General features: G+C 67.3%; 8 protein-coding genes. 5 read left to right on the top strand and 3 right to left on the bottom strand.

The genetic code is table 11. The features are described 5' to 3' along the window. Positions 1 to 11: 11 nt before the first annotated feature. Both pepN and ACFFGN_RS00680 read left to right on the top strand, forming a co-directional pair. Positions 12 to 2,585 (top strand): aminopeptidase N, encoded by a 2,574-nt coding sequence (gene pepN, locus ACFFGN_RS00685; protein ID WP_380043237.1) that lies wholly within the window; start codon positions 12 to 14, stop codon positions 2,583 to 2,585. After that, positions 2,582 to 3,106, top strand: coding sequence for a hypothetical protein (locus ACFFGN_RS00680; RefSeq protein WP_380043236.1), 525 nt, complete (start codon positions 2,582 to 2,584; stop codon positions 3,104 to 3,106). The genes pepN and ACFFGN_RS00680 overlap by 4 nt, the downstream gene beginning before the upstream one ends. On the opposite strand, the gene ACFFGN_RS00675 is transcribed toward ACFFGN_RS00680, so the two are convergent. Then, positions 3,103 to 3,744, bottom strand: coding sequence for a TetR/AcrR family transcriptional regulator (locus tag ACFFGN_RS00675; protein WP_380043645.1), 642 nt, complete (start codon positions 3,742 to 3,744; stop codon positions 3,103 to 3,105). The two genes, ACFFGN_RS00680 and ACFFGN_RS00675, sit on opposite strands and share 4 nt — an antisense overlap. Positions 3,745 to 3,974: 230 nt before the next feature. On the opposite strand from ACFFGN_RS00675, the gene ACFFGN_RS00670 reads away from it, so the two are divergent. The 3 genes from ACFFGN_RS00670 to ACFFGN_RS00660 are packed head-to-tail and all read left to right on the top strand — an operon-like array spanning position 3,975 to position 8,871. Next, positions 3,975 to 5,405 carry an MFS transporter gene (locus ACFFGN_RS00670; RefSeq protein WP_380043235.1) on the top strand — a complete coding sequence of 477 codons (1,431 nt, stop codon included), beginning with the start codon at positions 3,975 to 3,977 and terminating at the stop codon, positions 5,403 to 5,405. Further along, a complete protein-coding gene (locus ACFFGN_RS00665; protein WP_380043234.1) occupies positions 5,402 to 7,171 on the top strand; it encodes an ABC transporter ATP-binding protein in 1,770 nt (589 codons plus the stop codon). The genes ACFFGN_RS00670 and ACFFGN_RS00665 overlap by 4 nt, the downstream gene beginning before the upstream one ends. After that, positions 7,168 to 8,871: an ABC transporter ATP-binding protein gene (locus tag ACFFGN_RS00660; RefSeq protein ID WP_380043232.1), complete on the top strand. Its 1,704-nt coding sequence runs from the start codon at positions 7,168 to 7,170 to the stop codon at positions 8,869 to 8,871. Before ACFFGN_RS00665 ends, ACFFGN_RS00660 begins: the two co-directional genes overlap by 4 nt. Positions 8,872 to 8,930: 59 nt before the next feature. On the opposite strand, the gene ACFFGN_RS00655 is transcribed toward ACFFGN_RS00660, so the two are convergent. Beyond that, positions 8,931 to 11,777 (bottom strand): TIM-barrel domain-containing protein, encoded by a 2,847-nt coding sequence (locus ACFFGN_RS00655; protein WP_380043231.1) that lies wholly within the window; start codon positions 11,775 to 11,777, stop codon positions 8,931 to 8,933. Further along, entirely contained in the window at positions 11,774 to 15,037 is a 3,264-nt protein-coding gene (locus ACFFGN_RS00650; protein WP_380043230.1) for a TIM-barrel domain-containing protein, read from the bottom strand. The genes ACFFGN_RS00655 and ACFFGN_RS00650 overlap by 4 nt, the downstream gene beginning before the upstream one ends. Positions 15,038 to 15,076: the final 39 nt, after the last annotated feature.

Genomic DNA, 15,076 nt, shown 5'->3' with positions numbered 1-15,076 from the left:
AGGATGCCTGCATGCCTGGAACCAACCTGACGCGCAATGAAGCGCGCGCCCGTGCCGGACTGATCAGCGATGTCCGCTACGCCGTCGACCTGGATCTCACCGGTGCCGCCACCGGCGCCGCGACCTTCCCGTCCATCACGACGGTGAACTTCACCGCCGAGCCGGGAGCCGCCACCTTCGCGGACCTGATCGCCTCGGCCGTGCACGAGATCACGCTGAACGGCCGCTCGCTCGATCCCGCCACCGTGTACGACGGTGCCCGGATCCAGCTGGACGACCTGGCCGCCGACAACGAACTGCGCGTGGTCGCGGACTGCGTCTACTCCCGCACCGGTGAAGGGCTGCACCGCTCGGTCGACCCGGCCGACAAGGAGACCTATCTCTACACCCAGTTCGAGGTGCCGGACGCGCGCCGCGTTTTCACCACCTTCGAGCAGCCCGATCTCAAGGCCCCTTTCACTTTCACCGTGTCCGCGCCCGCCCGCTGGGTCGTCATCTCGAACGCGCCCACGCCGGAGCCCACGACGTACACCGGTGAGAACGGCGAAGAGCTGGGCCGGTGGGAGTTCCCGCCGACCAAGCCGATCTCGACCTACATCACGGCGGTTGTCGCCGGGCCGTACCACGTCGTCACCGACGCCTACGAGGGCCCGCACGGTACCTACCCGATGGCGCTGCTGTGCCGGCCGTCGCTGAAGCACGCGCTCGACGTGGACGACCTGTTCGAGGTGACCAAGCAGGGCTTCGAGCTGTTCGAGAAGGCCTTCGGTACGCCGTACCCGTTCGAGAAGTACGACCAGGCGTTTGTGCCCGAGTACAACATGGGCGCGATGGAGAACGCGGGCTGCGTGACCCTGCGCGACGAGTATCTCTTCCGCAGCCGCACCACCCAGGCCGAGCTGGAAAGTCGCGCCAACACGGTGCTGCACGAGCTCGCGCACATGTGGTTCGGCGACCTGGTCACGATGACCTGGTGGGACGACCTGTGGCTGAACGAGTCGTTCGCCGAGTGGGCCAGCCACTGGGCCCAGGCCACCGCCACCACCAAGTACGCCGGCGCCTGGACCACCTTCTGCAACGCCCGGAAGAACTGGGCCTACCGCCAGGACCAGCTGCCCTCGACGCACCCGATCGCGGCCGACATGGTCGACTTCCACGCGGTCGAGGTGAACTTCGACGGCATCACCTACGCCAAGGGCGCTTCCACCCTGCGCCAGCTGGTCGCGTTCGTCGGCGAGGACACCTTCATCGCCGCGCTGAAGGAGTACTTCGCGGACCACGCCTTCGGTAACACCGAGCTGGCCGATCTGCTCAAGCCGCTGGAGAAGGCGTCCGGGCGTGACCTGGACGACTGGACCGAGCGCTGGCTGCGCACCGCCGGTGTGAACACGCTGCGCGCCGACTTCACCGTCGACGCGAACGGCGCGTTCGAGTCGTTCGCGATCGAGCAGACCGCGGCGCCGGAGTTCCCGACGCTGCGCCCGCACCGCCTCGCCGTCGGCCTCTACAACAAGACCGACCAGGGTCTGGTCCGGACCGAGCGCTTCGAGGTCGACATCGACGGCCCGCGCACCGAACTGGCCGAGCTGATCGGCGCCGGCCAGCCCGATCTGGTGCTGCTCAACGACGACGACCTCACCTACGCCAAGATCCGGCTGGACGAGCGTTCGCGCGAGACCCTGGTGTCGTCCGGTGACGCGCTGACCGAATCGCTGCCGCGGGCACTGGCCTGGGGCGCGGCCTGGGACATGACCCGGGACGCCGAAATGCCCGCCAGCCAGTACGTCGCGTTCGTGCTGCGCGGTATCCGTGGCGAGACCGACCTGACCGCGGTCCGGTCGCTGCTGCAGCAGGCCACGGCGGCCATCAACAGCTACGCCGCCGTAGAGAACCGGGACGAGCTGCGCGCGCAGATGGAGACGGCCGTGGCCGAGCTCGTTGCGAGCGCAGAGCCGGGCAGCGACCACCAGCTCGCGTTCGCCCGCGCGTACATCGGTTCGGTGTTCTCGGCCGAAGGCACCGACCGGCTGGCGGACTGGCTCGCCGGTCACGGCCTGCCGGAAGGCCTGGTCATCGACACCGACCTGCGCTGGACGTTGCTCGCCGGTCTGGCCCGGCTCGGCCGGATCGACGCCGCCGAGATCGACGACGAGCTCACCCGCGACTCCACCATCACCGGTCAGGAGCGGGCCGCCCAGGCTCGCGCCGCCCGGCCCAGCGCCGAGGCCAAGGCTGAGGCGTGGCGGATCGCGGTGGAGTCCGAGGACACCCCGAACGAGACGCAGTTCCGCACCATTCTCGGCTTCAGCCAGCCCGGCCAGGAGGACCTGCTCCGGCCGTACGTCGGTAAGTACCTCGAGGCCGCGAAGGATGTGTACGGCCGGCTCGGCTCCTCGATGGGCGAGAACGTGCTGGTCTACCTCGCGCCCAAGAGCCTGCCGGAACAGGCCACGCTCGACGCGCTGTCCAACTGGCTGGAGACCGAGGGCCAGTCCGTCGACGCGCCCACCCTGCGGTACGTCGGTGAGGCCCGGGCCGATCTCGCCCGCGCACTCGCGGCGCAGGGGTGCGACGCCGCACGGTGACCGATCCAACGCTTGCGGGCGCGTCCGCGGTGGCACTGACCGGTCTGGCCGGGGCTTACCGGCCACGACCGGTCACACCGCTGATGCCGTGGCGGTTCGCGCACCGCCTGGTCAAGCCGTATGTGATCACCGCGCCGCGGCGACCCTGGGACGACGTGATGGTGGTGAAGGTGCGCGACTTCACCGCCCGTCAGCTCGACTTCGATGAGTCCCAGGGCGGGCTCGGCCTGGCCGTGGTGATTCTGCACCTCGGTACGGACGCGGCGTACGTGGTGATCCAGACCTGGGCGAAGGACTTCCAGAGCCGCCTCAGCCTCTTCCGTGGTCCCGATCTCGATATGTTGCGCCCGGCGCCTAGTGGCGTCGGGCCGTGCGTGTGGGAGCTCGAGGTGCTCAGCCACGAACGAGCGGCGTACGTCTCCAACATCCTGGCGGGCGGCGTCAACGTCGAAGCCTGGCTGGACGACGTTCTCGACACCCGTCCCTCGCCACCGCTGGACGGCATTCCCTCCGGGATCTAGTTCGTCGCGGTGGCTTGGGCCAGTAGACCGTCGACGAGTGCGGTCAGCCCATTGAGGAAGTTGTCTTCCGCGGCGAGCGGTCCCCATTGCGCGCCGATGGCGGCCAGAACTGGGAGCCGCTCGGGGTCGAAGCTGCTCAGGCGGGCATCGAAGTCGAAGTCACCCTGGATGGCGGCCTGATCCCGCTTGGAACGGGCGCGGACGAGGATCTCGCCGACGGTGTAGTACCAGAGGCTGCGGAAGACATACACGCTCTGGGCCGGTGTGCAGCCGTAGTCGACGGCTCCGGCGAGAACGACCTCGACGAGCCAGAGCGCGTGGTCACCCAGCCGGCCGATGAACCCGTCGACGATGACGACCTCCGCCGCCCACGGCCAGGCCGCGAACGCGTCATGTCCCGCTTTCATCGCGACGATGATGCGGTCCCGCGGTTGTTCCGGTAGCTCCGGATGCGGGATCTGGTTCGCGTACTCGGTGATCAGCAGGAGCAGCAGATCTTCCTTGTTCCGGACATGGTGATACAGCGTCGTCGCGCCGATCCCGAGTTCCGCCGCCACCTGCCGGATCGTCAGCTTCTCCCAGCCCTGCTCGTCGATCAGCCGCCGAGCCGCCGCCAGGATCTCCGCGCGCGACGTCAGCCGCGGCCGTCCGGTCCGGCCCTTCCGCGCTGGGGTACGCCCATCTGCTGCTGACGTTCGGCCGTCATCTGCTGACGTTCGGCCGTCATCTGCTGACGTTCGGCCGTCATCTGCTGCTGACGTTCGGCCGTTTCGGGCTGGCGTCCGGGGCATCGTCCCATCATGCCCTTTCGCGATCGCCGAACCGTCGTTGGTCGACAGCGGGTCGTTCCCGGTGCTACTTTCGGAACATGTTCGAAAAGTCCTCCACCCGACGCCCCGGCCTCGTCCTGGCGGCAGTCGCTGTCGTGCAATTCCTGGTGTCACTCGACCTTTCCGTCGTCAACCTGGGCCTGCCCCGGATCGCGGACGCACTCGGCTTCAGCGAAGTCGGGCTGACCTGGGTGATCCACGCGTACGCGCTCACCTTCGGCGGCCTCCTGCTGCTGGGCGGCAAGCTCGCCGACCGCTTCGGCCGAAAGCGCGTACTGCTGCTCGGCTTGGCCCTGTTCGGCCTCGCGTCTCTCCTCGGCGGCTTCGCGCAGAATCCCGGCCAGCTGGTCGCCGCCCGCGCCGCCCAAGGTGTCGGCGCCGCGGCACTCGCGCCAGCCGCGCTGTCGTTGCTAACAGCAACCTTTCCCAGTGGCAAGGCGCGCGTCCGGGCGTTCGGCATCTGGAGCGCGATGAACGCCGCCGGCGGCGCGCTCGGCGTACTGATCGGCGGCGTGCTCACCCAGTACGCCGGCTGGCGCTGGGTGATGTTCGTGAACGTGCCGATGGCCGTCATCGCGTTCGCCCTCGCCTCGCGCAGCATCGCCACCGATCTCCCCGCGCAACCACGCGGTCGTCCGGACGTGCTCGGCGCCGTACTGGCCACGGCCGGCATGACGTTGTTCGTCTTCGGCATCGTCCGCACCGACCAGTACTCGTGGACCTCGCTCGTCACGTGGGGAACGCTCGCGCTCGCCATCGCGTTGCTGGCCGCGTTCATCGCCGTCGAACGAAGGACCACGCGTGATCCGCTGATTCGCCTTGGTTTGTTCGGCAATCGCGCGGTCGCCGGGGCCAACGCGTACAACCTCCTGCTCGGTGCAGCTATGGCCTCGTCGTTCTACTTCATCTCGCTTTATCTGCAACGGGTACTCGGAACCAGCCCTGCACTGACGGGACTCCAGTTCCTTCCGCTGGCTCTTGGCGTGGTCGTCGGATCCGTACTCGCCGTGAAGCTCGGCTACCGGGTAGCGCCGCGCACGCTCGTCGTTGGCGGTGGACTGCTGACCGCCGCCGGTTTCGCCTGGTTCGGCCTGATCAGCTCGGACGGCTCGTTCGCCAGCGACGTCCTAGGGCCGTCGATCGTGCTCAGCCTCGGGTTCGGGCTTTGCCTGGGCCCGGTCGTCTCTATCGCCACGACGGGCGTAGCGCCGTACGAAACCGGTACGGCCTCGGGACTGCTTGCCAGCTCACGACAGATTGGGGCGTCGCTTGGACTGGCCGCACTCGGCACAGCGGCCTACGAGCGGACCGGCCCGGCCGCGACGCCGGAGGCACTTACAGCGGGATACGCGCTCGGGATGACGCTTGGCGCCGCGCTACTGCTTGTGGCCGTTGCAGTTGCCCTGACAGTCCTCCCCCGCGTGAGCCCAGCAGAACCCGTCGTACTGACGAAGAAGGGATTGCAATGACCACTACTACCTCCAGCGCTGGCCCGAGCGTGGCGGGACTACTGCGGCCGTACGTTCCCAGCTTCGCCGCTGTGATCGTGCTACAGGTGATAGGCGCTGTGGCCGGCCTAGCCCCGTTGCTGGCCGTCGTCGAACTAGGGCGGCTAATGCTGTCCCCCGGCGCTCTGGACGCCGATCGAGCTTGGACCGCTGTGACGGTCGGAGCCGCCGGGTTATTCGTCCGGCTGCTGTTCACGGCCGCATCGTCGGGAATCGGGCATGTGCTGGACGGCCGGGTACAACTCGCGCTTCGCCGGCAACTGGCCGCACGACTGGGACGCGTACCGCTCGGCTGGTTCTCCCGGCGCCGGACCGGCGAACTGGCGAAGGTGGTGGGCGACGACGTGAGCGCCGTCCACCCGTTCATCGCGCACACTCCGGGTGAACTCGTCGCGGCGTTCGTCGTACCGCTGGTGTCGCTGATCTACCTGTTCACGATCGACTGGCGGCTCACACTGATCACGTTGATCCCGGTGGTGCTGGCCGTGGCGCTGGTCCCGCTGATGATGACCCCGGCGCGGCAGCGGGAGCAGGCGGACTTCGACGAGGCGATGGGCCGGATCTCGGATTCAGTGGTGGAGTTCGTGCAGGGCATCTCGGTGGTGAAGGCGTTCGGTGGATCCGGGCGCGCGCATGAGAAGTTCCGCACGGCCACGGAGGACTTCATCACCATCTTCTACCGGTTCGTGCGCGGCCTCTCCGCGATCGCCGCCGGCATGCAGCTCGCGCTGTCGCCGCCGTTCGTCCTGCTGGTCGTGCTCATCGGCGGCGCAGGACGGATCACCTCAGGTGGTCTGGCACCGGCCGACCTCCTGCCGTTCGTACTTCTCGGCCTAGGCCTGACCGCGCCGGTCGCGGCTCTCGGCCACGGCTTCGACGAACTACAGGCCGCTCAACGCGCGGTCGGCCGGATCCGCGAGGTGCTGGCTGTGCCGTCACTCCCCGAGCCCGAGCAGCCGGTCGCGCCGAAGGGCCATCGAGTGGAACTACGTGGCGTGCGTTTCGGGTACGACGGCGAGCACGAGGTCCTGCGGGGTATCGACCTGGTGCTCGAACCCGGCACGGTCACGGCGCTCGTCGGCCCTTCCGGCAGCGGGAAATCCACGCTGGTTCAGTTGTTGCCGCGGTTCTTCGATCCGAGCGCCGGTTCGATCAGTCTGGGTGGTGTCGATCTACGCGAACTCGGCAGCGACGACCTTTACCGCCGGGTCTCGTTCGTCTTCCAGGACGTACGACTGTTGCGCGCGACCATTGCCGAGAACATCGCGCTGGCGGTTCCGCATGCCGACCATGGCGACATCGTTCGCGCCGCCAGGCTGGCAAACATCCACGACCGGATTCTCGAACTACCCCGCGGCTACGACTCGGTGATCGGCGAAGATGCCGGGCTCTCGGGTGGCGAGGCGCAACGGGTCTCGCTCGCCCGCGCCCTACTCGCCGATGCGCCCGTGCTGGTGCTCGACGAAGCGACGGCCTTCGCCGATCCCCAGACCGAACAAGCGGTACGACGCGCGCTGTCCACGTTGGGAGGCCATCGCACGATCCTGGTCATCGCCCATCGGCTGGAGACCATCGTTGACGCCGACACCGTCGTACTGCTGGAGAACGGGTCGATCGTCGAACGAGGCAAACCCGCCGACCTGTTGGCCCGTGACGGCCGGTTCGCCGCGTTCTGGCGGTCGTCCTTCGCTGCACCGCACGCCGTGCAAGGAGATGAGGTCCGATGATCCGAATGCTGCTTCGCGTGCTGGGAAACGAATACGCCCAGCCCGTGCGTCGTACCGTCGCGCTGATGACGGCAGCGGCGATCGCCGAGGGTTTGTCGTACGCCTTGCTCGTGCCTGTGTTGCGGGCGTTGTTCGGGACCACCCCCGGCGACGCGTGGCCTTGGCTGATCGCGTTCGGAGCGGCGGTCGCGGCCTATGCGGGATTGCGCTACATCAGCGACCTGGCCGGCTTCCGGGTCGGTACGACGCTGCTGCATGGCATGTACAACCGGATCGGCGATCACCTGGCTCGATTGCCCATCGGCTGGTACAGCGCCGGCCGCGTCGGCGAGGTGTCAGTGCTCGCCAGCCAAGGCGTCTTGCAGGCGATGGGGGTTGTCGCGCATCTGCTGGCGCCGTTCATCTCCGCGGGTGCGACTCCCCTGACGATCGTCGCGGTGATTCTCGTCTACAACTGGCAGTTGGGCCTTGCCGCGCTTGCCGCCGTACCGATCGTGGCGGGGGTTCAGCTGTGGACGGGCCGTCTGATCGCCTCGGGCGATGCGGATCGCGCCGAACGGGACCATGAATCCACCGCGCGCGTGATCGAGTATCTGCAGGCGCAGCCCGTTCTTCGGGCCGGCGGGCGAACCACCGAACGCTTCAGCCTGCTGGACGATTCACTGCAGGAAGTCCAGCGCTCCTCACGACGTACGACGCTGACGGTGCTTCCCGGGGTGGTCGGGTTGACGCTCGCGGTACAGACGATGTTCACCGCGATCCTTGCCCTAGGCACCTATCTGGCGCTCGGCGGGAACGTTGGCGCTGTGGAGGTCCTGACGATCCTGGTGCTCGCTGCCCGGTGCGCGGATCCCCTGCTGTCGCTGGCGGATATCGGCGGCAAGCTCCGCGGCGCCCGGGCCGAACTCGCCCGGCTCGACGCGCTACTCCACGTCGAACCATTACCGGAACCGACCGAGCCAGTCGAGCCGAAGAGACATGATCTGCGCTTCGAGTCGGTCGTGTTCCGCCACGGTGACCGTACGGTGATCGACAACGTGTCGCTGGACGTACCGGAAGGCCAACGATTGGCCATTGTCGGACCGTCCGGCGCGGGCAAATCCACCTTGCTGCAACTGCTGGCCCGGTTCTACGACGTGGACGCGGGCGCCGTACGCATCGGCGGTGTGGACGTACGCCAACTGAGCACCGAAGCCCTGATGGCACGAATCGCCATCGTCTTCCAGCACGTCTACCTCTTCGACGGAACGATCGAGGAGAATATCCGGCTGGGCCGTCCCGGCGCCAGCACCGCCGACGTACGAGCCGCGGCCGCCGCGGCGCGCCTCGACGAGGTGATCGGGCGTCTGCCCCACGGCTGGGAAACCAACGTAGGCGAAGGCGGCGCGCGGCTGTCCGGCGGTGAACGCCAGCGCGTATCGATCGCCCGGGCCTTCCTGAAGAACGCGCCCATCGTGCTGCTGGACGAGGTCACCTCCGCGCTGGACCCGGTCAACGAGGCCGCCGTCCACGAGGGCATCGAACGCCTGATGGCGGGCCGCACCGTCATCATGGTCGCCCACCGCCTACGCACCGTCGAACGCGCCGACCGCGTCGCCTTCCTGGAAGCCGGCCACATCCGCCACCAAGGCTCCCACCCCGACCTCCTCACCCACCCCCACTACGCCACCTTCTGGCCCAGCGTGGAAGTGGCTGGCTGACGGGCCGGTGGGTACCACCTCGGACTGCGAGGTGGTACCCACCGGAAGAGGTGGCCCGGTTAGAAGGTGCCGGTGGTGGTGCCGGCCGGGCCGGTTGCAGGTGTGGTGAAAGTGTTGTTCGGGTTTGGCCCCCATTGGTCGGCCGTGGCTGGATAGTTGGCTTCTTGGCGTTTGACGCACTTCCACTCGACCACCGTGTTGGGCGGCAGGTTGGAGATGGTGCCGGTCCAGGTCGGGTAGGACGTCGGGTTGAGTTTGACCGCGCTCGCGACGGACCAGGCGCCGAGTTGCGGGATGTTGCCGACGGCATAAACCGACTGGCCCGCGGTGGTGGTTCCGTTGGTGCAGCTGAAGGTCTTCGAGACCACCGCCTGGCCGAGGGTGAAGACGAACGACTTGGCCGTTGCCGTGGACAACGAGGCCGACTTCGCCACGATCAGGTTGCCGCCCGCGTTGTACCAGCCGCTGGTGGCCGCGTCGAAGGCCGCCTTGTTCGAGTGCTGGGTCAGGGCCGTGCCGTTCAAGGTCACCGCTGACGCCTGGGTGTCGGCGACCAGCTCGACCACGTTCGACCGGCTGGTCACGGCACCGGTGTAGGTCCCGGACGAGGCGGCGATGCCGACCGTCGCGGTGGACCCGGAGCGGGACTGGCTCAGCACGGTCGTGCGCTTCGCTCCGGTCTGGTACCCGGTGGAGGCGCCGTCGTCCTCGGCGAGAGTGAACGACGTCGAGGCGGTGTCCGAGAAGACCCGGGCGATCAGCTCGTTCCGGCTCGAGCCGTCCGCTCGTTTGCCGAGCACGTTCATGGTCTGGTCGTCCACGTGCATCTTCGGCAGGATCGCCCCGGCCCGGGCGTACGTCGGCAGCTGGAACTTGCCGTTACGCCACAGCGGTACGTCGGTCAGGGTTTGTCCGGTGCTGACCGTCTTCGCGTTCGTGTGGTAGTCGAACCACGTGCCGGCCGGGAGGTAGACGTCGCGCTTGCGCTGTCCCGCCCCGGCGACCACCCCGACCAGCAGGTCCTTGCCGATCAGCTTCTGGTGGCCCATCTCCCGCACGTTCGGGTCGTTCTGGTACTGGTAGACCAACGGCGGGATCAGCGGTTCACCCGTGCTGTGGGCCCGATGCGCGAGCGAGTAGTAGTACGGCGTGAGCTCGTACCGCTGGCGCAGGTTCGCCAGGTTGCTCGGCACGTCGCCGATGGAGTCCGGCGAGGTCTCCAGGCAGTTGCACAGGTTCTCGGTGTGCGGCCGGATCGGTACGTCGAACCAGGACGAGTTCGCGAACCACTGGGTGTAGAGCTCGTTCAGATCCGAGTTCAGCATCTCCCGCCGGAAGCCGCCGATATCCGAGCCGAAGTAGTCCACTCCCGACATCGACATGTGCAGCTGCGCGTTCTGCTGCGCGGCCAGCGCTGTCAGCTTCGAACCGATATCGCCTGACCACATCGCCGCGCCGGTCCGCTGGATACCACCCGCACCGGCCCGGGCCAGCAGGAACGGCCGTTTGGTCGAACCGCTGTCGGCGTACCCCTTGGCGATGCCGCGAGCCCACTCCAGGTTGTAGAGGTTGTGGTAATCCGAGTGCGCGTGCTTGCCCGGTAGTACGCCGGCGGTCCAGTCGTTGCTGTCGTACATCTCAGGTTCACCGAGGTCGAGCCAGTGGCCCATCACGCCGGCGTTGATCAACGGCGTGCGCTGAGTCGAATGCCAGTGCGCACTCGCCGCGGGCTGGGTCCAGTCGATCATGCCGCCCCGGCCCCACCAGTCGTTCCCGGTCAGGTAGACCGGCGCACAAGTCGAACAACCCTGGCGGATCAGATAACCCGTCCCCGCGAGGTCGGCATGCTCGGGCAGGTTCTTCCCGACGTACGACTCCTCGATCGCCATCACGCCAACGCCTTGGTTGGTCTGGTACGACGCGAGCTTGGCCGCCGGGTTCGGGAAGTTGACGGTGTCCCAGTCGAGCGAACCCATTCGGGTGTTGTCCGATCCCGCGGTGACGCCACCGAACCAGTCCACGTCCAGCATCACGCCGTCGGTGGGGAACTTGGCCGCGCGCAGTCCGGCCAGGGTGGTGTCGATCTCACCCCAGTTGTCATAGCCGAACTCCGACATCCACAACCCGAAGGCCTTCTTCGGCGGAACCGGCGGCCGTCCGGTCAGTTCGAGGTAGTCCTTGCGCAGGTCCGGGAGATCCGGGCCGCTCATCACGAACCACCGCAGCTGGTCGCCGTACGTGTCGAGAGTCCACGGATCGCCGGTCAGGTCCCACTGCTGCTTGTAGACCTGGTCGACGAACAGGCCGTAGTTCGCGTTGGCCGCGCCGACCGCGAACAGCACCGGGATCTGGGTGTTGCCGACCGGGCCGTTGTCCGTGTCGTAGAGCATGGCGTTGCCGAAGGCACCGGAAGTTCGTTGCCGGCCCACCCAATCGCCGTCGGCACTACCGCCCATGAAGAACTGCTCACCGAGTCCATAAGCGTTCTGCATCGAGGACTTGGTGAACGACAATCCCTTCCAGGCCTGGGAAAGGTTGCGCGGACATGTGGTCGTGAGCAACAACTGCGGCACCCGGGTGGTGTCGTAGACGGTCGCGCACAAGGTCGAGGTGTTCACGTCGACCTTCAGCCCCGGCGTGGTGAGCACGCCGCCGCTCTGGGTCAGACTCGTCGGCCCGGAATAGTCCGACTTCGCCACCTGCGTCGTGGTGAACAACGGTGCTCCCGTGCCCGGGCCACTACCGGTACCGAGCTCGAAATGCACCAGGTCGTTGTCGAGGAACTCCACCACCAGGTAGTTGCCACCCGCAAGGAACTGCACCCGCTGCACGGCGGCCTGCGCGACGGAAGGTGGTACGAACAGGGTGGCGGCCACCATCGCGAGGACCAGCATCAGCCGCCTCATGGCCGTGCCACCGTGATGTTGTCGAGGTTGATGCCGATCGAACCGTAGTTGACCTTGATCGTGCGTCTACCCGCGGTCAGATTGGTTGTCAGCGTGGCCGTGCCCCAGGTATCCCAGTTCGGCAGCGACGGCAGATTCACCGTGCCGACGGCGACACCGTCCACCAGGATGGACCTGGTCGCCGTACTGCCCGACGCGTTCGCGTAGCGGAACTTCAGCACGTGGCTGCCGGTCACCGAGGCGTTCACGTCGACCGAAACCGAGTCGCCCGCGGTTTCGAAGCCGTCGACAAAACCGGTGCCGGTGTAGCCCGGGTGATCGGTGTTCACCGACGTACCGGTGTTGGTGCCGAACTCGGCCTCGTACGCCGCCTTGTCGACGCCGTTCAGCACGATGCTGCGGGCCGACGCGCTCGACGCGGTCTTGACCAGCGTGAGCTGCTGGACCGGATCCCAGTACCAGCCGTCGGTCGCGGCCTTGAGCGCCGCCAGCGTGGCGTGCGCAGTCATCGCCACACCATCGCGGGTGACAGACGTCGGCTTGGTCGAAGCCACCTGCAGGGTGCTCTTGGTCGTCAGCGGCGGCACGCTCACCGTCACCTGGTGACCCGTGAAGTTCTCCGTGCTCGTCACGGTCCGCATGAGTCCGGCCGAGTCCTCGAAGTAGTTGTAGCTGGACGTGCCCGACGGGTAGACCCGGAAGGTCAGGTTCGGGTAGGTCGTGACGCTGTTACCGATGGTGCCACCGAGTTCGTAGTCGGCGTTCAGGTTGAGCGGCACGATCGCGCCGGCCTTCGCGAACACCGGAATGCTGTCGGTCCCAGCGTTGTAGACCTTCGTCCCGGCGCCTTGGGCCCGGCCGCCGTTCCAGAAGTCGTACCACTCGCCCGCGGGCAGGTAGACGCTCTTCGAGGTGGCGCCCTGGGCGGTGATCGGTGCCACCAGCAACTGCCGGCCGAACATGTACTGCTGGTCCTGCGCCGCCGCGGTGGCGTCGTTGCCATAGGCAATGCTCATCGCCTGCATCAACGGCAGACCGGTCGTGGACGCGTTCTTCGCCTCGGTGTAGAGGTACGGAATCAGGTTCATCCGGGTGTTGGCGAACTTCTTGAACTTCGGCACCACCGTGTTGTCACCGGTTCGCGCCTGCACGTTCCACGGCGTCCGGGCCTCGGAAACGCCCGGGTTCGACTTCTCCGAGTGGTACTGCATGATCGGCGAGAACGTCGCCTGCGCCGCCGACCGCAGGTACAGCTCGCTCGACGGGAAGGTGCCGGTGAATCCGGCGAGGTCCCAGGACCAGAAGGGAATACCGGACTGCCCGGCGCTGATCCCGGCCCGCACGGCCTCCTGGAAGGCGCCGAAGGTCGAGGCCTGGTCACCCGCCCAGAAGATCGAGTTCGCCTGCGCGCCCGACGTGCCGGCCCGGCTGAACAGCGTGCCCTGTCCTGCCGTCTTGGTCTGCACGAAGTCGTTGTAGGCGCGGGTGTACTCGTTCGGGTAGGCGTTGTGCAGCTCGTCGCCCTTGCGGCCGCTGCCACTGGTCACGTTGCGGCCGAACACCGCCTCGCTGCCGTCGGTCTTGAGGCCGTCGATACCGACCTGGTCGAACAGGTAGGAGCGCTTGCTCATCCACCAGTTGGTGGCGGTCGACTTGGTGAAGTCCGGCACGGTGCCGTCGCCGAACCACTGCCCACTCGGCACCCGGTACGGGCCACCGGCACCATCACCGAGAACGTAGCCCTGGGCAACGGCGTAGTCCCGGTCGTTGATGTGCTGTTGCGGCGCCGTCGGTGGATTGCTGTCGAAGTTCTGCTTGAGCACGGGAATCTGCCAGAGCACCACCTTGATGTTCTGGTTGTGCGCCGCCGTCACCATCGCCTTCGGATCGGACCACGCCGACCCCGGTGGAAAGGTCAGATCCGTATAGGACAAGGCCTGCGCACCCGGCTTCGGCGTGTACGTCGCGCCATGCCACAGGTAGAACGTGGCCTCGTCACTCCACTGCTCCAGCACCATCGCGCTGTGCGGAATACCGGTCGAGGTGACGTTGGCCAGCTCGGCGTTCACCTCGGCCTGGGTGTTCCACTCGTTCGCGGACATCCAGAGCCCGAAGGTCCACTTCGGCGGCAGCTTGGGACGGGCGGTCACGGCCGTGTACTGGTCGAGGATCTGGGCCCGCGTACCGGTGAAGAAGTGGTAGTCGACCGTCGAGTTCAGCGCGCCGCTGGTGTCCACGGTGAAACCGGCCATGTCGGCCAGATGCGTGCCCAGGTTGAAGATCGAGTACCGCGTACTCGGCACGTAGATGCCGTAGCCCGCGGAGTTCGTGAAGAACGGCACCGACAGGTACGTGCGAGACGTCGCGCCCTGATCCTGGTACTGGTTGTACACGTAGTTGTGTACGTCGCGCCCGCGCTGGTTGATCTGGTCGTACCGCTCGCCAAGGCCTTCGAACCGCTCCCCCGCGGGTGAATGCCAGTGGTCCTCCACCTTCGTCACGCTGGTACTGCCGTCGCTGGCCCATCCGACGTTGCGGAAGGTCGCGGGGTCGTACTGCCGGGCGATCAGCGTCACGCCGTCGGCCTTGTAGACCGAGACCCGGTACGGCGACTTCTGGATCCGCACCTGCAGTTGCGAGGTGGCGATCTGGAGCTGAGTCGCGCTGTTCGTGATCGTGTAGCCGGTGGTCCCGCTGATGTTCAGCCCGGTACCGGTCGGCGCGATCTGCACGTGGAACCGGTTGGCCGCCGGGAAGGCGAACCGCACCTTCGGCGTGAAGCTGCCCGCGGTATCACCGGTGGTGACGTCGACGGAGGTGCCGTTGTCGACGTACGAGCCGACGCCGGTCGGGCCGCTCCAGGAGGTGACCGCGAACGAGAACGGCCCGGTCGTCTTCTGGTTCCCACCGTCCACGTCGGCGTTGACCGTATAGGTGATCTTGTCACCCCGGGCGAACGTGCCGAGGTTGAGCTTCCAGTACGTGTTGTTGCCGCTGTTGTAGTCCCAGGCGGCACCGATCGGCGTCTGGGCGACACCGTTCTTCGTCCAGGTCACCCACAGGGTCTGGCCGGTGGAGACTGGCCAGGTGCTGGCCTTGATCTGCACGGCCTGACCGGCCATCGGATCACGCGGCGAGCGCTCGGTCGGCTGCGCGGCGTACAGCTCGTCGGCGCCGGTCGGCGCGTGGAACACACCGGTCAGGGTCCCGGCCCAGGCGGGCGCGGGAGCGAGTTGGAAGGCCAGGAGCGCCAGCACCACAACGGCGGCCCGGAGCCTAAGACGGGATCTAAAACGGGA

Origin of the sequence: Kribbella deserti, from assembly GCF_042434725.1 — a bacterium.
GTDB classification, from domain to species: Bacteria; Actinomycetota; Actinomycetes; order Propionibacteriales; family Kribbellaceae; genus Kribbella; species Kribbella deserti.
Note: the sequence above shows the minus strand (reverse complement) of the source record. Positions and strands in the feature narration are given on the sequence as shown.

What these genes read in the sequence shown, in the direction of transcription:
- pepN (WP_380043237.1), top strand. Translation starts at nt 12, where the DNA reads ATGCCTGGAACCAACCTGACGCGCAATGAAGCGCGCGCCCGTGCCGGA.
- ACFFGN_RS00670 (WP_380043235.1), top strand. Translation starts at nt 3,975, where the DNA reads ATGTTCGAAAAGTCCTCCACCCGACGCCCCGGCCTCGTCCTGGCGGCA.
- ACFFGN_RS00665 (WP_380043234.1), top strand. Translation starts at nt 5,402, where the DNA reads ATGACCACTACTACCTCCAGCGCTGGCCCGAGCGTGGCGGGACTACTG.
- ACFFGN_RS00660 (WP_380043232.1), top strand. Translation starts at nt 7,168, where the DNA reads ATGATCCGAATGCTGCTTCGCGTGCTGGGAAACGAATACGCCCAGCCC.
- ACFFGN_RS00655 (WP_380043231.1), bottom strand. Translation starts at nt 11,777, where the DNA reads ATGAGGCGGCTGATGCTGGTCCTCGCGATGGTGGCCGCCACCCTGTTC.